Source organism: Pseudoalteromonas sp. CST2 (genome assembly GCF_028599385.1).
GTDB lineage: Bacteria > Pseudomonadota > Gammaproteobacteria > Enterobacterales > Alteromonadaceae > Pseudoalteromonas > Pseudoalteromonas atlantica.
This window is the reverse complement of record NZ_JAQREO010000022.1, coordinates 1-19,544: the sequence shown is the minus strand read 5'-3', so window position 1 is coordinate 19,544 and position 19,544 is coordinate 1. Positions and strand designations below refer to the sequence as shown.

Annotated in this window: 16 protein-coding genes; 2 read left to right on the top strand and 14 right to left on the bottom strand. The window is 41.5% G+C overall.

Annotation, left to right across the window (positions count from 1 at the left end):
- Window positions 1-3: 3 nt before the first annotated feature.
- From PSH41_RS19305 to PSH41_RS19240, 14 genes are all read right to left on the bottom strand, one after another.
- Complete coding sequence (locus PSH41_RS19305; RefSeq protein ID WP_273590003.1) at window positions 4-3,090, bottom strand: ligand-binding sensor domain-containing diguanylate cyclase; 3,087 nt, start codon at window positions 3,088-3,090, stop codon at window positions 4-6.
- Between the two features lie 37 nt (window positions 3,091-3,127).
- Window positions 3,128-3,613, bottom strand: a complete 486-nt coding sequence (locus PSH41_RS19300; protein ID WP_024031690.1) for a phosphatidylglycerophosphatase A family protein — start codon at window positions 3,611-3,613, stop codon at window positions 3,128-3,130.
- A complete protein-coding gene (gene thiL / locus PSH41_RS19295; RefSeq protein WP_004586867.1) occupies window positions 3,610-4,584 on the bottom strand; it encodes a thiamine-phosphate kinase in 975 nt (324 codons plus the stop codon). Before thiL ends, PSH41_RS19300 begins: the two co-directional genes overlap by 4 nt.
- Before the next feature lie 94 nt (window positions 4,585-4,678).
- On the bottom strand, window positions 4,679-5,089 hold the full coding sequence (gene nusB / locus PSH41_RS19290) for a transcription antitermination factor NusB (protein ID WP_004586866.1): 411 nt from the start codon (window positions 5,087-5,089) through the stop codon (window positions 4,679-4,681).
- 15 nt (window positions 5,090-5,104) lie between these two features.
- On the bottom strand, window positions 5,105-5,569 hold the full coding sequence (gene ribH / locus PSH41_RS19285; RefSeq protein WP_004586865.1) for a 6,7-dimethyl-8-ribityllumazine synthase: 465 nt from the start codon (window positions 5,567-5,569) through the stop codon (window positions 5,105-5,107).
- 101 nt (window positions 5,570-5,670) lie between these two features.
- Window positions 5,671-6,783 carry a bifunctional 3,4-dihydroxy-2-butanone-4-phosphate synthase/GTP cyclohydrolase II gene (gene ribBA, locus PSH41_RS19280; RefSeq protein ID WP_055254705.1) on the bottom strand — a complete coding sequence of 371 codons (1,113 nt, stop codon included), beginning with the start codon at window positions 6,781-6,783 and terminating at the stop codon, window positions 5,671-5,673.
- Between the two features lie 29 nt (window positions 6,784-6,812).
- A complete protein-coding gene (locus tag PSH41_RS19275) occupies window positions 6,813-7,466 on the bottom strand; it encodes a riboflavin synthase (protein ID WP_004586863.1) in 654 nt (217 codons plus the stop codon).
- A 16-nt stretch (window positions 7,467-7,482) separates the two neighbouring features.
- Window positions 7,483-8,616: a bifunctional diaminohydroxyphosphoribosylaminopyrimidine deaminase/5-amino-6-(5-phosphoribosylamino)uracil reductase RibD gene (gene ribD, locus PSH41_RS19270; protein ID WP_273590002.1), complete on the bottom strand. Its 1,134-nt coding sequence runs from the start codon at window positions 8,614-8,616 to the stop codon at window positions 7,483-7,485.
- 2 nt (window positions 8,617-8,618) lie between these two features.
- Window positions 8,619-9,068, bottom strand: a complete 450-nt coding sequence (gene nrdR / locus PSH41_RS19265) for a transcriptional regulator NrdR (RefSeq protein ID WP_273590001.1) — start codon at window positions 9,066-9,068, stop codon at window positions 8,619-8,621.
- Window positions 9,069-9,433: 365 nt separating this feature from the next.
- Window positions 9,434-10,690, bottom strand: a complete 1,257-nt coding sequence (gene glyA, locus PSH41_RS19260; RefSeq protein WP_024031685.1) for a serine hydroxymethyltransferase — start codon at window positions 10,688-10,690, stop codon at window positions 9,434-9,436.
- Window positions 10,691-10,960: 270 nt separating this feature from the next.
- The gene (gene thrC, locus PSH41_RS19255) at window positions 10,961-12,244 is read right to left on the bottom strand and encodes a threonine synthase (protein WP_273590000.1); all 1,284 of its coding nucleotides are present in this window, start codon (window positions 12,242-12,244) and stop codon (window positions 10,961-10,963) included.
- Window positions 12,245-12,255: 11 nt separating this feature from the next.
- The gene (gene thrB / locus PSH41_RS19250) at window positions 12,256-13,191 is read right to left on the bottom strand and encodes a homoserine kinase (protein WP_029773773.1); all 936 of its coding nucleotides are present in this window, start codon (window positions 13,189-13,191) and stop codon (window positions 12,256-12,258) included.
- A gap of 9 nt (window positions 13,192-13,200) precedes the next feature.
- Entirely contained in the window at window positions 13,201-15,618 is a 2,418-nt protein-coding gene (gene thrA, locus PSH41_RS19245) for a bifunctional aspartate kinase/homoserine dehydrogenase I (RefSeq protein WP_273589999.1), read from the bottom strand.
- A 229-nt stretch (window positions 15,619-15,847) separates the two neighbouring features.
- Window positions 15,848-16,216: a response regulator gene (locus PSH41_RS19240; RefSeq protein WP_024031682.1), complete on the bottom strand. Its 369-nt coding sequence runs from the start codon at window positions 16,214-16,216 to the stop codon at window positions 15,848-15,850.
- Window positions 16,217-16,588: 372 nt separating this feature from the next.
- Here PSH41_RS19240 and PSH41_RS19235 point away from each other — a divergent pair, with 372 nt between their 5' ends.
- Window positions 16,589-18,346: a HAMP domain-containing sensor histidine kinase gene (locus PSH41_RS19235; RefSeq protein WP_273589998.1), complete on the top strand. Its 1,758-nt coding sequence runs from the start codon at window positions 16,589-16,591 to the stop codon at window positions 18,344-18,346.
- Window positions 18,347-18,429: 83 nt separating this feature from the next.
- Entirely contained in the window at window positions 18,430-19,338 is a 909-nt protein-coding gene (rdgC, locus tag PSH41_RS19230) for a recombination-associated protein RdgC (RefSeq protein WP_004586854.1), read from the top strand.
- The last annotated feature ends 206 nt before the right edge of the window (window positions 19,339-19,544 follow it).

Sequence of the window (19,544 nt, the reverse complement as noted above, 5' to 3'; positions counted from 1 at the left end):
GCATTATCGCATCCACACTTTAATATCTGCTAAGCCATTACTTTGTAAAATACCCAGCTGCTGATCTACATTCGAATTTTGCTCAAACTCAAACGCATCCAACTGTTTATCAAACGTAATATTTGCGACACCGTCACCACCACGTTTTTTAACCTGATGAAGCGCTATATCGGCTAAGTTTATCGACGTCTCCCAGCTTATTACTTGCCCACCTAAAAGTGGCAGTGGGTAAAAAGACCACCCCAATGAAGCCGTAATATTGGTTGTTTTACCGTTTGGTAATTGAAACGAATTTAATGCGATTGCTTGGCATAAATCAGAGGCATAGCTGTCAATCATGTTGCACTTAAAATCGCGCAGCAATAATAAAAACTCATCTCCACTCCAGCGTGCTACATAGTCAGAGCCTTGGGTACGCGAATTAAGTAATGCTGCCATTTGTTGTAAACAGCTATCCCCTGCTATTGGGCCATACGCATCGTTTATACGGCTAAAGTTATCAAAGTTGATAATAAGCAGTACAAGTGACTTTCCTTGCGCTTGTAAAGACTGCGCATTACGTTGGAAATGTTCAATATCTTTAGGGAGCTGATCAAACAAAAATCGGCGGCTACGTAGCCCTGTAAGCTCATCTGAGTGACTAACTAGTTTAAGCTGTGAGTTTACTTGGCCTAATTTATCGTTAGCTTGGCGCAGCTCTAATGTACGCTCTGTAACCAGCGCTTCGAGTACTTCTTGCTTACGGCGCTCTTGCGCTCTAAATACCCAAAAAATAAAGTAAAACAGTAAAATAAACCCACTAACAATTAGCAATCTAAAGTAAATAGTTTCGTCAAAGCGCTGCGGTACTACAAATGCATACTCGACAGTTTGCGCTCTGTCCCAATCTTCGCCTTGGCGTTTTGCCTCAAGCTCAAATAAAAATGACCCCGCCGGTAAATTTGTATAAATGGCTTCTCGGCGTGCATTAGCATAGCGCCAATCACTATCTAACCCACTTAACTTATATCTAAACTCAATACTATTTGGCGCATAATAATCGATGGCGGTGTACTTTAATGTTATGTCGCGCTCATCAGTATCTAGTAAAGGCTTTTCGCCCAATGCTGCGGTAGTTAATGCACGCAGAGGTGTGGTTAGTGTTTCTACTTTAGGCTTTAATACATTTAGGCCAAATAGCTCGGTATTTTTAGGTATTTCTACAATGCCTTGTAAGCTTGGGTACCAAATTGAATAATCGGTCATGGCAACGGCATCGTGTCCTAAACCGTTACAACACTGGCTTGCTTTACCATCGAGCTGCCTATCAAAAGAAGAAATAACCTCTTCCACTTTTAAGCTCGACACCTCTGATTTAAATTGCGCTACTGGCATACGGTAAACACCTTTCATGGTACTTACCCATACACGCTTATAAGTTTCGTCATACTCTAGGCTAAAAATAGAGCCATAGGGTAAGCCGTTGGCTGCATCTAACTGTCGCCAATGCCCTTGTAAGCTTCTGTAAAATAAGCCGTCATTAAGCGAGCCAATTAAAATACCTACACCATCTATGTGTAATACGCTGGTGATGTATGCACTTTCGAGCGAAGTTTGGTCACCTATTTTTTCAATGCCACGGTCAGTAAAGTAATACGCCCCTTTACTGGTCCCTATTACACCAAAGTTTGCTTTATCGAGCACATACGTTATAAATTTACTGCCTAAAAAGGCATTGTATGCAAAGGGTGTTAACCCCCCATAACTTAGCCTATACAAGCCACGCCCTGTACCTATCCAAAAACCACCTTTGCTTGATGGGCTAATAGCGAATACCGGATTGTCGCGCAGGGCTCTGCCAGGAAAACTGTATAGTTTATCTTGCTCGTAAAAAAACAGCCCTCGTCCGGTCGCTATATATAAACGCGAGCCATCAAATTGTAAGTCGTGTACTGTTGCACGGCCAAATTGCGCACTGGGTATTTTATTGACAAAGTTTTTATTTAAATCGAAATAACCAATACCACTTTTATTTGCCACCCATAAATTACCATCGGGCGCTTGGCTGATTGCCATAACGGCCTCTGTCATTTGCGATAAAGCAGAGTGGCGTTCTATACGCCCTTCGTGTGCAAGCCATAAGCCTTCGCTAAAACTTGCAAGCCAAATATTATTTTGGCTATCGCGGTAAATATCGGCAAACCAAATACTTTGATCTAGCTGACTTGGCTCAACCCATTGCCACTCACCCGACTTAGCTCTAAAAAGCAGTCGTCCATAAGTAGAAACCCATAAGCCACCATTGGTGTCGCTCATAAATTTATACACAGCTGAGTTATTCGCATTCGGCAGTGGGAAAGGTCTTAGCTCATCATCTAAATCTAAAAAGTAGGCACCCAGTTCAGAGGCTAAATATAAATTACCATTTAAAAAAGACAGATCATGAACAATGGTTTGTGCTAACCGCTCAGGCAATGACACCTTAGCTGTTAACTCCAACCTGAGTTTTGAAAAATCAGAGGCGCTTTTAGTTAAGCGTAGTAAATGACGGTCGTTGACAAGCCAAATCCCCTCTGGAGAAAGCGCCATTTGACTAACCGACCCCACTATTTGGGTGATCACAGTAGCATTTACAATAGGAACGAGTTCGTTCGCTTTATCACGTAAATCAATTTGGTTGCGGTCTACATAATAAAGCCCATTAGCTGCAATCCAAATGCTGCCCTTGGCATCTTCTAATATGTCTCTAACTGGGCCTTTAATATTAAATTCTTGTGCGGCAAGCGTTTGCGGGTTTATGACCACCAAGCCACTTTTAGTGCCCACCCACAGATAGCCATTACTATCTATGAGCAGTTTATTAATACCATTGCTTGGCAAAAAAGGACTATTTTGAGTGTTGTAATTAGTGAACGTTGTGCCGTCAAAGCGACTAAGACCAAATTGCGTTCCGACCCACATATAGCCTTGCTGATCTTGCACAACACTTTTTAGCGATTGTGAGGGCAAGCCATCTTTGATATTCCATTGCTTAACAACGTAATCAGTAATAGAAGCCCAACTTGGCATGGCACACAACATAAGTACACATACCAGTAAAAATCGCATCATTTCGCTGCCACCTAGTTAAACAAATAAAACACAAAAATTAAAAGGGTAGTAAACCTGCTTTTATTAACGCTTGCAAACAAATAAGCGAAAAAATACCGGCAAGTACATCATCAGCCATTATACCCACGCCGCCGTCCATTCGCTTATCGAGCGTTTTGATCGGGCCTGGTTTGGCAATATCAAAAAATCTAAATAATAAAAAGCCTACAAGTAAGGTTTGCCAACTAAGCGCTGCGCCAATCATCGTAATGTAATAACCCGCAACTTCATCCCACACTATGGCTGGATGGTCGTGCACACCTAAATCATCGGCGGTTTTGCCACACGCCCAAATACCAAAAATACTAATAACCACGGCAAACACGATTTGTAGCCAAAGCGGAAAATACATGGTCATAAAAATAAATGGTAAAGCAGCAAATGTACCAAAGGTGCCTGGCGCAACAGGCGCAAGGCCAGTGCCAAACCCTAGGCCAAATAACTGGTGCGGGCGCTTTAAATTAAACTGTTTTTTGCTAGTCAAACCTGCTCCTTGGCAAAGTGCTCAAAGCCCTGTTGCTCAAAATTAAATTTTTCACCGTGGTGTAAAAGCTCAATGTGCCCTTCGCCACTTTTTATTTGCCCTATGCACGTTGCTTCTACGCCGTATTGACGTAATTTAAGCTCCAACATGCTTTTATTATCTTCAGAGACAGTAAAAAGTAATTCGTAGTCATCGCCATAGCCTAAAATATACGGCAATTGCGCCTCAAAGTTCAGGCTTGAACGCATAGCGTCTGAGGTTGGGATGTTTTCAATATTGATACTGGCGCTGACTTGTGACATATCAAGTATGTGGGTTAAATCTGCCATAAGGCCATCAGACACATCAATAGCTGATGAAGCAAGGCCACGTAATACTTGCCCTGCAGCCACCCGTGGAGTGGGGTAATCAAAGCGGCTATTTATGTACTTTAAGTGCTCAGGCTCAATACTTAGGCCACGCTTTCGAGATTCAATAGCCAAGCCGGCATCACCTAGCGTGCCGGTTACACATACCCAGTCGCCCACTTTAGCACCTGCACGGCGTAAAGCTTTGCCTTCTGGCACAGTCCCTTTAGCGCATATAGTAACTGTTAAAGGGCCCTGGGTAGTATCGCCACCAATTATTTGTACATTAAAGTACTCAGCAATTTCGTGCATTCCCTCAGTAAATTCTTCAATCCACTGCTGGTTAATATTTGGTAGGGTTAATGCCACCGACACCCAAGTAGGCTCAGCCCCCATGGCTGCTAAATCACTTAGATTGACGGCCAGTGCTCGGTGTCCTAATGCTCGGGGAGAAATGTCATCAAAAAAATGAACACCCGATACAAGCGTATCAGTTGTTACTGCAAGTTGGCAGTTTTGCGGAACGGTAACTAATGCACAGTCGTCCCCTATTCCTAGGCTTACATCACGACGAGTTATACCACGACCTTTAAAGTAGCGGTTTATTAATTCAAATTCCTTCATACACAAAAAAGCCGACCTATGCCGGCTCTCCTTTTTAACGTGTACTAACTGTTAAAGCTAAGCTCTTTAGCAGAGCGCTTTAGCAAGGTTAGTATTACTTGCGTAAATGCTTAACAGCTTTATCAAGTACACCGTTTACAAATTTATGGCTGTCTTCAGCGCCAAATATTTTAGCAAGCTCAATGCCTTCATTGATTGCTACTTTGTATGGCACATCTTCACGGAATTTAAGCTCATACGCGCTTAAACGTAAAATTGCACGCTCTACCATATCTAAATCATCAAATGGACGTGTTAAATGCGGAGATACAGCTTCATCTAGTTGCTTATAATTAACGGCAACGCCACGCGCTAAATCTTTAAAGTATTCAACATCAATTTTAGTCACGTCGTTTTCGATCAACATTTGTTGTTCGATATCGGCAATTAAATTGCCACTTAATTGCCAAGAATAAACGGCTTGAAGTGCTAAGATACGTGCTTTACGTCTTGCTGCTGGTTTCACAAAAATTCCTTAAACTTAAATTTTATCTAACACATTAACCATTTCAAGCGCGCCTAATGCCGCTTCGCCGCCTTTGTTACCCATTTTGGTACCAGCGCGTTCAATTGCTTGTTCAATGCTTTCTGTGGTTAATACGCCAAATGCAACCGGGATATCATACTCAAGCGATACATTTGCAAGGCCTTTGTTAGATTCGCCAGCAACGAGGTCAAAGTGTGGTGTACCACCTCTGATCACTACGCCTAATGCGATGATTGCATCATACTCTTTTTTTGCCGCAATGCGTTTTGCCGCTAAAGGTAACTCTACTGCACCGGGTACATACACAACGGTAATGTCATCATCGGCTACGCCACCAGTACGCTTTAGCTCATCAACAGCACCTTCTAGTAGGCTGCTACCAATAAAATCGTTAAAACGAGAAATAACAATAGCGAATTTTTTGCCTGGAGCGTACTTATTACCTTCAATAATTTTCATTTGATAACCCTAAAAATATGTTCAAGCGGTTGCGATTGCGCAAAAATTGCTGCGCATCATACCATAAAAATAAAAAAATAGACTAGTTAAAAGCTGAGCCCTTATTGTGGCTCAACGTAATCAACCACTTCTAAATGAAAGCCCGAAAGTGCATGGTACTTTTTAGGGCGACTCATTAAGCGCATTTGCTTAATACCTAAATCAGCCAGTATTTGCGAGCCCACACCAACGGTACGCGATGTGCCTTTAAATTTACGCGGCGTAACATTCTCGCCAGCATCGGCAGCAGCAAACGCTTTTACTGTGGCCTCTAGCTCTTCGGTGCTTTCTTGTTTACCTAAAATAACCAGTGCACCGTTATTTTCTGCAATGTAAGCCATTGCATCAGAAAGCCCCCAACTACGGTCCGCACTTCTGTCTGAAAGTAAAATGTCGTTAAAGGTGCTTTGTAAGTGCACGCGCACAAGCGTTGGCTCTTGCTCTTTAATTTCGCCTTTTAACAATACGTAGTGCAGTTGGCCGTCAATCGTATCTTTGTAGGTTACTAAATCAAACTCACCGTGCTCAGTAGGTAATTTACACTTAGCCACTTGCTCTATGGTGGTTTCGTTAAGGTTTCGGTATTCAATTAAATCTGCAATTGTGCCAATTTTAATACCATGCTCTTTAGCAAATACTTCTAAATCAGGGCGGCGCGCCATAGTACCATCGGCATTGAGAATTTCTACAATAACTGATGAAGCTTCAAGGCCGGCTAAACGTGCTAAATCACATCCAGCTTCAGTATGGCCTGCGCGCGTTAACACGCCACCTGGTTGTGCCATAATAGGAAAAATATGCCCAGGCTGTACGATATCACTTGGTACGGCGCCTTTTGCAATTGCCGCTTGAACTGTACGCGCTCTATCGGCTGCTGATATACCTGTTGTTACGCCTTTGGCAGCTTCAATCGACATAGTAAAGTTAGTAGAAAACGCTGCGCCATTGTTTTTAACCATTAACGGTAAATCAAGCTGCTCACATCGCTCTTGCGTCATAGTTAAACAAATTAAGCCACGGCCATGAGTGGCCATAAAGTTAATTGCTTCGGCGCTAATGTGCTCTGCTGCAATGATTAAATCACCTTCGTTTTCTCTGTCTTCGTCATCCATTAAAATAACCATTTTACCGGCTTTAATGTCGTCGATGATTTCTTGTGCGCTGTGTAAATTCATAAATTTGCTCGTGTAAGTTATCAGTGTCGTTATTTAACAAAACCAGCTTTAGCTAGTAAGCTCATTGAAATATCTGAGCCAGTCGGCTGCTCAGCCCCTTTAATAAGGCGCTCTAAATAACGTGCAATTTGGTCGACTTCTAAATTAACGCGTGTGCCCACTTTAAAATCAGCAATGGTGGTTTGCTCGCTTGTGTGCGGCACTATGGTTAATTTAAATTTATTACCTTGTACAGCGTTTACTGTCAGGCTTATACCATCTATACATACAGACCCTTTGTAAGGAATGTACTTCATTAAGTTTTCATCGGTGCTTAGCCAATATTCTGTAGCGCGCGCATTACTAGTAATGGCTGTAATGGTTGCAATGCCATCAACATGACCTGACACCAAATGCCCGCCTAAACGTGAAACCGGCTGCATGGCTTTTTCAAGGTTAACTGTTTGGCCAATATTATAATTTGCAAACCCAGTTAAGCTGATAGTTTCGTTTGATAAGTCGGCACTAAAGCCATCAATGTGCTTATCAACTACCGTTAAACATACGCCATTAGTGGCAATGCTATCGCCAAGCTTTACATCGCTCATATCAAGATTAGCGCTTTGAATGCGAATGGCTAAATCGCCTTGTTTTTTTTGTAATAGCGCAATTTTGCCTGTGGCTTCAATTATTCCAGTAAACATAGCCCTACTCTTTTAATTAAGTGATTGGAATGTGTTTTGTAGCGGTTATACGTAAATCATCGCCTATTTTCACACACTCTTTAAACGTCAAATTAACGGTGTTTTGCATATCTGTTAGCGGTGCAAAATTAACTAAGCTTTTTGCATCGCACCCCATTAGTTTAGGCGCTAAATAAAATATATATTCGTCTATTAAATTAAGCTCTGTCATTTTACCGGCAAGTGTAGCACCCGCTTCTAAATAAACATGATTAAATTGCAGCTTAGCAAGGTGCGCTAAAACAGACGTTAAATTAACTTTGTTATTTTGCTGTGGCACTTCTATATGACTTACAAAATGCGGCCACTGCGTTGATTTATCAACCTTGGTAGTAAAAATTATTATTTCACTTTCAATATTAAATACTGCCAGCTCTGGTGTAAGCCTATTTTGTGAGTCAATTATAACACGCACCGGTTGGCGTAGGGGGAAATCGGTAGGCAAAGCCTGTGGCAACTCGCTTAACCTCACATTGAGCTTAGCATCATCGGTAATAACCGTATCGGCGCCCGTTAAAATAGCGCAGCTTTGTGCTCGGTGTAATTGTACATCTTGTCGCGCAGCGCTGCCGGTGATCCACTTACTTTGGCCATTTTTAAGCGCGGTTTTACCATCAATGCTGGCCGCCATTTTACACGTAACATACGGAAGCCCCTGCTCCATACGCTTAAAAAAACCTAAATTAAGTGCGCGCGCTTGCTGCTCTAAAAGCCCAAATGCAACCTCTATACCTGCATCGCTGAGTATTTTAAGCCCTTTACCTGCTACTTGTGGGTTGGTGTCGACCATAGCTGCAATAACTTTTACTACACCTGCTGCTTTTAAGCCCTCTGCACACGGCGGAGTGCGTCCGTAATGGCTACACGGTTCAAGCGTAACATACGCAGTCGCACCTTTTGCGTTTTCACCTGCTACAGCAAGGGCATTAACCTCAGCATGCCCCTGCCCAGCTAATTGATGAAACCCTTCACCAATTATGTGGTTATCTTTAACTAAAACACACCCTACATTAGGATTGGGGGTGGTTGTAAATCGCCCTTTTTTTGCAAGCTCGATGGCACGTGCCATGTACATTTCATCTTGCGCAGTAAAGGTTATTTGGTTTTGCATTATTACTCCCCTAAACGGGCAATTTCTTCACCAAATTCGCGTATATCTTCAAACGAGCGATACACAGAGGCAAACCGCACATAGGCTACTTTATCCAGTTTTTTAAGCGCCTCCATTATGCACTCACCCACAAGGTGACTTGATATTTCTCTCTCGCCGGTAGCACGCAACTGCGATTTAATAATATTAACCACTTCATCCACTTGCTCTGTACTAACAGGGCGTTTTTCTAGGGCGCGATTAAGGCCATTGAGTAGTTTATCTTCATTAAAGGGTTCTCGGCTGCCATCTTGTTTAATTACACGTGGCATAACTAACTCGGCGCCTTCAAAGGTAGTAAATCGCTCGTGACACTCGTTACATTCACGACGACGGCGAACTTGGTGGCCTCCGCCGACTAGGCGAGAATCAATAACTTTAGTATCTTTTTCGGTACAAAATGGGCAATGCATAACTCGGTACTTCCGTTTTAAAACAAAAAAGGCCGCTATTTAGCGGCCTTTTATCTTAGCAAAAAAATAGGGCCTGTTGGCCTTTCAGGATTAAATTTGTTCTATCTAGGGGTGATTTGATCGCGGCGCGAGGTTTGTAACCTAGTGGGCTAAGTAAAAACCGAGCAACAAAGAGTAAATCGCCCCTAGGACGAACCCGAGGGCAGTGCATGTTTGGCATTTATGCTGCGTTATCGCCTATTTGTGTGGAGTAACCACACTACATAGACTCTGCCTTGCCTAAAAACCAAACATACTACTGCAAATTAAACCTCGAAAGGTAAACAGGCCCCTTGTTGTGATCTAAATTACTGCTGCTTATGCAATTAAGCGTATACAGGTAGTTTTGCACAAATTGCTTTAACTTTTTCTTTAACTTGCGCTTGTACTGACTCATCGTTGATGTTGTCTAATACGTCACAAATCCAGCCAGCAAGTTCTTTCGATTCAGCTTCTTTAAAGCCACGACGCGTAATTGCAGGTGAACCAATACGCAAACCAGAAGTAACAAACGGTGAGCGAGGATCGTTTGGTACAGAGTTTTTGTTCACAGTAATGTTTGCATTACCAAGCGCTGCGTCTGCATCTTTACCTGTGATATCTTTATCGATTAAATCAAGTAAGAATAAGTGGTTTTCTGTTTTATCAGATACGATTTTGTAACCGCGCTCTTGCATAACAGCAACCATAGCTTGAGCATTTTTAACTACTTGTGCTTGGTATGTTTTAAATTCTGGTTGTAGAGCTTCTTTAAATGCCACTGCTTTTGCAGCAATAATGTGACATAAAGGACCACCTTGGCCACCTGGGAACACAGCGCTGTTAAGCTTTTTGTAAATTGCTTCGTCGCCACAAGCAGAAATAATTAAACCACCACGAGGGCCTGCTAAAGTTTTGTGTGTTGTTGTTGTTACAACATGCGCGTGAGGTACTGGGCTTGGGTAAACACCCGCCGCAATTAAACCTGCAACGTGAGCCATATCAACAAATAAGTAAGCACCTACTTTATCAGCAATCTCACGGAATTTAGCCCAATCAACAATACCTGAGTACGCAGAAAAACCACCAATAATCATTTTTGGTTTGTGCTCAAGTGCTAGCGCTTCTACCTGTGCGTAGTCAATTTCGCCAGTTGCTTCGTCTAGCCCGTATTGGATTGCATTGTATAGCTTACCTGAGAAGCTTACGTGTGAACCGTGCGTTAAGTGACCACCATGAGCTAAGCTCATACCAAGTACAGTGTCGCCTGCTTCTAATAATGCTAAGAAAACAGCTGCATTTGCTTGAGAACCCGCATGTGGCTGAACGTTTGCATAGTCAGAACCAAATAGCTCGTTAGCACGATCAATTGCAAGTTGTTCAACAACGTCTACGTGCTCACAACCGCCATAGTAACGTTTGCCCGGGTAACCTTCTGCGTATTTGTTTGTAAGCTGTGAACCCTGTGCTTCTAGTACGCGTGGGCTACAGTAGTTTTCTGATGCGATTAATTCAATGTGCTCTTCTTGGCGAGCAGTTTCTTTGTTTATCGCGTCAAATAACTCTGGATCAAAATCCGAAATATTCATGCTACGTTCTAACATTGGGGTCTCCTAGGGCAACGTGTATGGTGTTTTTTAGAGGCTTTATTGTACGCTTTAAACGACTCTTTGCCTACGCTCTTAAGTTGAGGATATTTAAACAGGGATTGAATCTATTTCACAGCGTTTTTAAGATGATATTTTTTTATAAATGCATTAATAATTTAAATGATTTTTATTTTTTACATTTAATTACTTAATGATAAATACTTTATTTAGCGCGTTCAAAATACAAAAAAAGCGGCCAAAGCCGCTTTTTTAACGCTAAGTTAGTTAGCCTAACTTAGCGAGTATTTCAGTGCGTAACGCTTCATAATCAGGGTTAATGTCGCTTGCTAAACAAGGTTTAGCAAGTGCGTCGCTAAGTGGTTTTGGCATATCAAGTTCAATATTTAGGATCTCTTCTACGCTTTCTTTAAACTTAGCAGGGTGAGCAGTTGCTAAAAAGATACCTGCTGCGCCGGGTGCTTTATTCTCTACAAGACCTTGGTATGCAATGGCGGTATGCGGCTCTGCAACATAACCAGTTTGTTGAATATTTTTCATCACTGCTTGCGTATTTTCTTCGCTCACGCTGGTTGAGTAAAAATTATCGTAGCTAAACCAGTTATTATCTAACATTGTTTGCACACGTGGCCAGTTATTTGGCTTGCTCACATCCATCGCATTTGAAAGCGACTCAAGTGTGGCATTTGGCGCCCAATTTTTATCAAGCATGTAACGTGGCACTGTGTCGTTTTGATTTGTAGTCGCGCTTAGCTTACCCACCGGCAAACCAATTACAACACCAATCATGGCGGCACATACATTGCCAAAGTTACCACTAGGGACCGAAATATGCGCTGTAGCACGCTTTTCTTTTGGTAGCTGAGCAATGGCTTCAAAGTAATAACATACTTGTGCCACTAGGCGGCTAATGTTGATTGAGTTAGCTGAATTAAGGCCAAGTGTAGATTTAACTTCGTCATCTAAAAACGACTTTTTAACCAGCTCTTGGCAATCATCAAAACTGCCATCAACCGCGTAACAATGAATGTTGTTCCCAAGCGTAGTAAATAACTTTTGCTGAGCAAGCGAAATTTTGCCTTTAGGGTATAGAATAACCACATCTATGTTTGGCTTGTTGTAAAATGCATGCGCTACAGCAGCGCCGGTATCGCCAGAGGTTGCCGTTAAAATCGTGACTTTTTCGCCTTGATTAAACTGTGCTAAACACTCAGCCATAAAGCGCCCGCCAAAGTCTTTAAACGCAAGCGTAGGGCCATGAAAAAGCTCTAAACAATAGTTATTGTCTTCAACCTCTACCAATTTTACGGGGAAGTTAAACGCATTTTTAACCATTTGAGCAACTGTATCAGCGGGTAATTCATCGCCAATAAGGTGCGATAAAATTTTGCTACTGCGGGTAACAAAGTCCATATCTAATAACGCATCTACATCGGCGAGTGGCGCTAAGCTTTCAGGGAAAAATACCCCCTGATTACGCCCAAGCCCTGTTTTTACCGCTTCAACAAACGACACTTTTTGAGAATTTTCTTTTAAATTATGTAATTGCATAAATGCCTATCCTATAAAACTGTTAATTGACGCGTGCCGTCGTTATCTAATTTACAAATGTGGCAAAAGCCCTGCTCATTTATATAGTTTTGCGCTAACCACTGCGCACATTTTTCGGCAGCTTCTAATGTTTTACACACTGTAAATAACGTAGGGCCTGCACCTGAAATACTGACAATTTCTGCACCAAGCGCTGGCAAATTTGCTTTCGCTTCGCTAAACCCTGTTATTAACGGTGCTCGGTACGGCTCTGCTATATCGTCTTGCATAATGCTCAATGCATCATCAAAACGCTGCGTTAATAACAAACTGCTAAATGCCGATAAACGCTGTGCAAACTCAACCCCTGCATGCATGCTTAGCTCTTTAGGTAATACCGAGCGTGCCTTTGCGGTATTAAGCGAAAACCCAGGAAACGCCGCTACGTAGTACCAGTTTTCATCAACTGGTAGAGCAATTGACTTATCAGGAATTAAATCGCCTGTAAGCTGTAAGCCCCCTAAATAACACGGGGTGATGTTGTCATAATGACGTCCGCCACTGACTATCGCTTCAAAATCAGCCATTAATTCAATCAGCTCAACTTGGCTTAAATTGGTTTGAGCAAACTTATCAAGCGCAGCAAAGGTTGCTACCACCGAGCACGCACTCGAACCTAGCCCTGAGCCAATTGGTAAGTTCTTTTTAAGCTCTAATTTTACACTTGGCATATCTGGCGCAACGTGCGCTCTAAAATGTACTAAACATTGATATGCTAGGTTTTCGCTCGCATCGCTTGGTAACTTATGCGCATATTCGCCAGAGCAAACAAACTCATCACTTGCTGCGGCGCTTACTACGGCTACATCACCTAATAAGCTGCCATCAATAGGCGCAAGCGCTGCGCCAAGTGCATCAAAGCCCACTGCAAAATTACCTATAGACGCCGGAGCATATACTTCTATCATAATGCTCTCCTAGCGCGATAACGTTTTTAATACGTCGGCAAATACGCCTGCAGCTGTTACCGCAGAGCCTGCACCGTAACCACGAATTACAAACGGGCGTGGTTGATAATATTGGCTTAAAATAGCTAATGCGTTTTCACCATCACGAATTACATTTAATGCATGCGATGAATCGACCGCTTCAATACCTACTTTACAGTGGCCTTCTTTAATTGTACCTACATAACGAAGTACCTTGCCCTCTGCTGCCGCACTTTGAATACGGTCGTTAAACTCAGCATCTAAACTTGGCAGTTTAGCCATAAATTCATCTACGCTGTCACCTTGTGCAAAACCTTGAGGCAATACTGACTCTACTTCTATATCGCTAAGCTCTAATTTCATGCCAGCTTCGCGTGCAATGATAAGCAATTTACGTGCTACATCGGTGCCCGATAGATCATCGCGTGGGTCTGGCTCTGTAAAACCGCTTTCTTTTGCTTTAATAGTTGCCTCAGAAAGTGATAAACCATCTTCTAGTGCACCAAACATGTACGACAATGAGCCTGATAAAATACCGCTAAACTCAAGTAACTCATCACCTGCACCAAATAACGACTGTAGGTTATCGATTACCGGTAAGCCTGCACCTACGTTTGTTTCGTATAAAAACTTGCGGTTATTTTTTTGTGTTGCTGCAATTAAGTCTTGGTAATAATCGTACGAGCTGGTTGTTGCTTTTTTATTAGCGGCAACCACATGGAAGCCCGCATTTAAAAAATCCACATACTGAGCCGCTAGCGCATCAGAAGACGTACAATCTACAAGCACGGGGTTTACTAAGTGATTTTGTTTTACAAACTGCTCAACTAAATTTAAGTCAAACGCTTGCTCTGATGCTGCAAGCTTTTGCTGCCAATCATCAAATGCAATACCTTCGCTGTCTAAATGCAATTGACGAGAATTAGCAACGCCATATAGGTTTAACTTAATATTACGTTTTTCAAGCCACGCTTGCTGGCGCTCTAACTGAGAAATAAGCTCTTGGCCTACTAAGCCACAGCCAAGTAAAAATACGTCAATTGAAGGGACGTGCGTAAAAAAGTTTTCATGGCATATTTTCACTGCATCGTTACACAGCTCGCCATCAATAACCGCCGAAATAGCACTTTCTGTAGAATCCTGCGCAATGGCTACAATGTTTACTTGGGCCTGTGCAAGAGAAGCAAAAAACTGTGCTGCTAAACCTTTGTGTGCGCGCATGTTATCGCCCACTAAAGTAACAATGGCAAGATTACGTTGTACTTGCACCGGCTCAATTAAGCCTGCTTGTAATTCAAGTTCAAATGCACTTTGCAAGGCCTCTAGTGCTAGCGCTAAATCGCTTTCGTGCACACAAAAGCTAATGCTAAATTCACACGATGATTGAGTAATTAATACTATCGATACGTTATCGTGCGCAAGGGCATTAAATACCTTAGAGGCCATGCCCACTTTACCTTTCATGCCAGGGCCTGACACGGTAAGCATTGCTAAGTCTTGCAAGCTAGAAAGCGCTTTTACTGGCTCATCAGATGAATAGTCGTTACCAATTAATGACCCTTGAGCATCTGGGTTATGGGTATTTTTAATTTCGCACGGTACGCCCGCTTTCGCGCACGGTAAAATGGTTTTAGGATGAAGTACTTTAGCGCCAAAGTAAGAAAGCTCCATCGCTTCTTTATAAGATAAGAAATCAACTTTAGTTGCTTTTTTGATGTAGCGCGGATCAGCACTGTACACACCATCTACGTCAGTCCAAATTTGGCACATTTCAGCATCTAAACATGCCGCTGCAATAGCTGCTGAGTAATCAGAGCCATTACGACCAAGTGTAGTAAGTTCGCCTTGCTCGTTGCTTGCTGTAAAGCCTGGCATAATGTAAATGGTGGCTGGGTTTTCTTTAAGTACGGCTTGAAAGCGTGCTTTACTCGTTACTAAGTCGGCCTCAGCATCAATGTAGCCACCAGTAGAGGCAACACAACGCGTTGCTTCAAGGTATTGTGCATTGTGCGAGCTTAATAAACTTTGCATTAGCGATACGCTAACACGCTCACCAAAACTAATTACAAAAGCACGAATTTGATCTGGGCAACACTTAATAAGCGCCACACCATCTAGCTTATTTTTAAGCTCATTAAAATCTGGCCAGTTTGTTACTTCGCCACTGCTTTTTTCTACTTCTGCTTTTAATGTCTCGCATCGGCTTAGCAAAGCTTGCCACTGCTGAGAAAAATCTTGACCTTGCTCAGCGGCACTGGCCAGCGCAACTAATGAATCAGTCATACCTCCGGGTGCAGAAAGTACCAGTAACATTTCATCTTTTAACTGTGCTTTTACCAGCAAAGCTACTTGTTGCAAACAGGCAAAGTCGGCAAGCGAAGAGCCTCCAAATTTTAAAACGCGCATTATTTATGTTCCTCATCCCATAAAACGAAAAAAGGCCTGTGTTCTTAGTGAACACAGGCCTTTAAATTTGTTGCACCGACCTATGCCACTATCCAGTAAGAATGGTGGTTGTAATAATAATGGTCAGTGCGCGATTAATTGTTTTCATAGAGCTAAGACTGCCTTAACAAAGGCTATGCTGTCAACCCCAAATTAAAAGATAAAACAGCCTTTTTGAACATGAAAAAACCTAATGAATGCCAAATTTATGCAAAACTTCACTTAAAGCCGATTTATTAATAGGTTTATTTATAAAGTCGATAGCACCAAGCTGCGCGACTTTTTGCTTCATTTGTTGTTGTATATCAGCGGAGATCACCAGTACAAAACACTCTATTTTTTCTGCCTTGATGCGCTCCAGCACTTGTACGCCGTCAACTTCTGGCATGGTTAAGTCTAAACACAAAAGATCAAATTGCTGCAAGCGTAAAAGCGCCAGCGCATCGGCCCCGTTTGCGGCTTGTTGAATGTCGGCGCTCACGCATTCATTTAAACAACGCACAACTTGTTTGCGTGCAACAGTGGAGTCATCACACACTAATATAGAAAATTTCATCATGTTAACTACTAAAATAACCTTCTAAAAATTATAAAAACGAGCCGTCCGTTGGTTTTTGCTATTCTAACACGTTCCTAAAACTCTAACACTTTGCTTGTTCGCATAATGTAATACTGTAACCTTACAATAAAACGTTAAATATTATTAATAATTGCTCTAGCTGCCTATTAAAAATCATCGTTTTTGAAATCTCAGTAGCCATTAAAATTAATTTAAATCAGTTTAGTGCACTATTATTAAAACAAAACGACTCAATAGCTGGGCTATCTCTTTAAAATATAAATTTTTTATTTATTTTTAAGGTTTTATTGACTAACTTTTAAGTTAGAAATTGCAACTTAGATATAATTACACCGGATGAGTAAATCCCATATGTTACAAAAAAGCCTTTCTAAAAAATTGTTAACTAATGTTTTATCAGTGTATTTTTTGCTTACCTTTGTGGTGACATGTGGGCAGGTGCTTGCAGAATTTGTAAATACTAAAGACTACATTCGTGATGAGCTAAGTACGCTGCAAAAAACCTTTAGCCGAAGCTTAACACGCGCAATTTGGGAACTAAACACAAAGCAAACAATTACAACCGCAGAAGGCTTACTTGCTATACCTATGGTGGAGGGCATTATAGTGCGCGACGACAGCGGTGAAATTATTTCGCAGCTGGGGCGCTCTTTGGATATACACAAACTTTATAACCAACAACTCGTACAAGAAGAAGTCATTATAGAGGACACCAAATCGGGTCTCTTTGGTTATACCTTTCCCCTAATTTTTGAATTTTCGGGGCGCGCTACTCAAGTAGGTGATGTGACCTTGTTCTCTAGCCGCGATGTGGTATTTAGCCGAATAATGGTATCTATTTACTTTTTAATTGGTAACGCCATGATCAAAACCACCTTTTTGATCATTCTGTTTTTAATGGCATTTAGAAAGCTGCTCACCGACCCTTTAAACGAGTTAACCGATCAAATAGAAAACTTAGAGCTTGATGACTTAGAAGGTCAACACATAGACATTGAGACCGAAGAGCATAACGAGCTAAACGTTATGGAGCAGTCTTTTAATAACTTAATAGATAAAGTAGTTCAATACAGAAAAGAGCTTGAGCATACCCAACGTGAGTTGATTGTTAGTAACGAAAAGCTCGACCAGCACAATATACAGCTTGAGCAAGATGTTGCCCGTAAAACGTCAAACTTAAGCCAAGCTATGATGGATTTACAACAGCAAAAGTACGAACTAGAAAAACAAAAGCTGGTACTAACCGAAGAAGTTGATTTACGCAGACACACCGAAGAAGAATTATTAACTAAACAAAAAGAGCTTGAACGCTACCTAGACGAGCTAAGCCTTGCACAAGAGCGCTTAGTAGGCACCGAAAAAATGGCTGCGCTAGGCGGATTAGTCGCCGGTATTACACACGACATAAATACACCTATTGGGATTGGTGTAACTGCTATATCGTTTTTACAAGAGCGTTTAAACACATTAGAAAATGCCTACAAAGAAAAAAAGTTATCGCCCAAAGCATTAGAAGAATTTATAAACGAAGCTAAGCAAAGCACAAGCTTGCTTACAACCAACCTTGATAGAGCCTCTGAGCTTATTGCCAGCTTTAAACAAATAGCGGTAGACCAAGCCAGTGAAGCTGTAAGAACAATTAACTTTAAAGACTATTTAAACGAAGTAATTTTATCGCTCCACCCTAAACTAAAAAAAACCAAGCACACCATAAACTTACAGTGTCCGGATGATTTAGTTCTTAACCTGCCTGCAGGGGCAATTAGCCAAATTTTTACTAACTTAATTATGAACTCAATTATTCATGGTTTTGATAATATTGCGCAGGGCAATATTAATATAAATATTAGCGCCGATGACACACTCCTTATTATTGACTACACCGATAACGGCAATGGCGTAACAAAAGAGCAATTAGCCAAATTGTTTGACCCATTTTTTACGACAAAACGCGACCAAGGCGGCAGTGGGTTAGGCACACACATAACCTTTAACTTAGTTAAGCAAACACTTAGCGGCTCAATAGAGGCAAGCAGTGAGCCTGGCAAAGGGCTTCATTACCATATTGAATTTCCTAAAAACATGCCAAAGCCATTATTTAATCAATAACGGCTTTGCTTAAAATCAGCCATTTCGAGAACCCCATTTTATTGCTATGATTGAGCAAATTTAAAAGATGGAAAAGTTACCTTATGTGGTTTAGTAACCTGATTTGTTATCGCTTTAAGCAAGATGTTTCGTACACTCAAGAAGAGTTTGAAAAAGCGTTAGAACAAGATGTATTTCGCCCTTGTGGCTCTCAAGACCTTTCTACATTTGGTTGGACAAAAGCATTTGGTAAGCATGGTGACTCGCTGGCGCATTTTTCACAAAAAAGCATTTTAGTGTGTGCCAAACGTGAAGAAAAAGTGCTGCCTGCATCTGTTGTTAATGAAATGGTTGCCGAAAAAGTAGATCAAATAGAAGCGGAAGAAAACCGCCCTGTTAAAAAGAAAGAAAAAGACGAGTTAAAAGAAAACATTTTAACTACCTTATTACCTCAAGCGTTTAAAAAATCGAGCCTACAGTTTGCTTTTATTGACCAAGAAAACGGCTGGGTTGTAGTTAACAGCGGCAGTTTTAATAAAGCAGAAGAGCTACTTGCATTGCTGCGTAAGTCTCTGGGCACATTACCGGTAGTACCTGCTTTTGCAAACTACGACCTAGATGTATTTTTAACTGATTGGTTAACTAACTTCAGCACCCCTGAAAACTTTGCTATAGGTTTTGATGCTGAGCTAGAAGAAGCCGACGACAGTGGCGCACAGGTTAAACTAAAAGGTCATGATTTATCGTGTGATGAAGTTAAATCGCACCTAGAAAATGGTAAACGCGTGACCAAACTTGCACTTGATTGGCAAGAACGCCTGAAGTTTATGCTGCAAAACGATGGCTCTATCAAGCGTTTAAGCTACTCAGAAACTTTAAAAGAAGAAAACGCCGATATTCCTAAAGAAGATATGGCGGTTAAATTAGATGCTGACTTTATTTTAGCCTCAGAAGAAATCAAGCTATTGCTTGAAGAACTGACGGCCGGTTTAGGTGATGCAGAAGATTTATAAAACGCTAAAATTATAAGCGCTATTAAAATCAAAAAAAGCACGACTTAGTCGTGCTTTTTGCTTTTACCTTTATAACTGCTAATTAACCTGAGCTGCGCATAAGAAATGGAACTAAATGCCCTTGCGGTGATCAGATCTTTCGACCAAGAAACATAAGATTACCAAGGCAAGGGCATGAATAACTTAGATGCAATTTACGTAGATGT

What these genes read in the sequence shown, in the direction of transcription:
- PSH41_RS19305 (WP_273590003.1), bottom strand. Translation starts at nt 3,090, where the DNA reads ATGATGCGATTTTTACTGGTATGTGTACTTATGTTGTGTGCCATGCCA.
- PSH41_RS19235 (WP_273589998.1), top strand. Translation starts at nt 16,589, where the DNA reads ATGTTACAAAAAAGCCTTTCTAAAAAATTGTTAACTAATGTTTTATCA.
- PSH41_RS19275 (WP_004586863.1), bottom strand. Translation starts at nt 7,466, where the DNA reads ATGTTTACTGGAATAATTGAAGCCACAGGCAAAATTGCGCTATTACAA.
- thrA (WP_273589999.1), bottom strand. Translation starts at nt 15,618, where the DNA reads ATGCGCGTTTTAAAATTTGGAGGCTCTTCGCTTGCCGACTTTGCCTGT.
- nrdR (WP_273590001.1), bottom strand. Translation starts at nt 9,068, where the DNA reads ATGCATTGCCCATTTTGTACCGAAAAAGATACTAAAGTTATTGATTCT.
- ribD (WP_273590002.1), bottom strand. Translation starts at nt 8,616, where the DNA reads ATGCAAAACCAAATAACCTTTACTGCGCAAGATGAAATGTACATGGCA.
- glyA (WP_024031685.1), bottom strand. Translation starts at nt 10,690, where the DNA reads ATGTTAGAACGTAGCATGAATATTTCGGATTTTGATCCAGAGTTATTT.
- thrB (WP_029773773.1), bottom strand. Translation starts at nt 13,191, where the DNA reads ATGATAGAAGTATATGCTCCGGCGTCTATAGGTAATTTTGCAGTGGGC.
- thiL (WP_004586867.1), bottom strand. Translation starts at nt 4,584, where the DNA reads ATGAAGGAATTTGAATTAATAAACCGCTACTTTAAAGGTCGTGGTATA.
- ribBA (WP_055254705.1), bottom strand. Translation starts at nt 6,783, where the DNA reads ATGAATTTACACAGCGCACAAGAAATCATCGACGACATTAAAGCCGGT.
- PSH41_RS19240 (WP_024031682.1), bottom strand. Translation starts at nt 16,216, where the DNA reads ATGATGAAATTTTCTATATTAGTGTGTGATGACTCCACTGTTGCACGC.
- thrC (WP_273590000.1), bottom strand. Translation starts at nt 12,244, where the DNA reads ATGCAATTACATAATTTAAAAGAAAATTCTCAAAAAGTGTCGTTTGTT.
- rdgC (WP_004586854.1), top strand. Translation starts at nt 18,430, where the DNA reads ATGTGGTTTAGTAACCTGATTTGTTATCGCTTTAAGCAAGATGTTTCG.
- ribH (WP_004586865.1), bottom strand. Translation starts at nt 5,569, where the DNA reads ATGAAAATTATTGAAGGTAATAAGTACGCTCCAGGCAAAAAATTCGCT.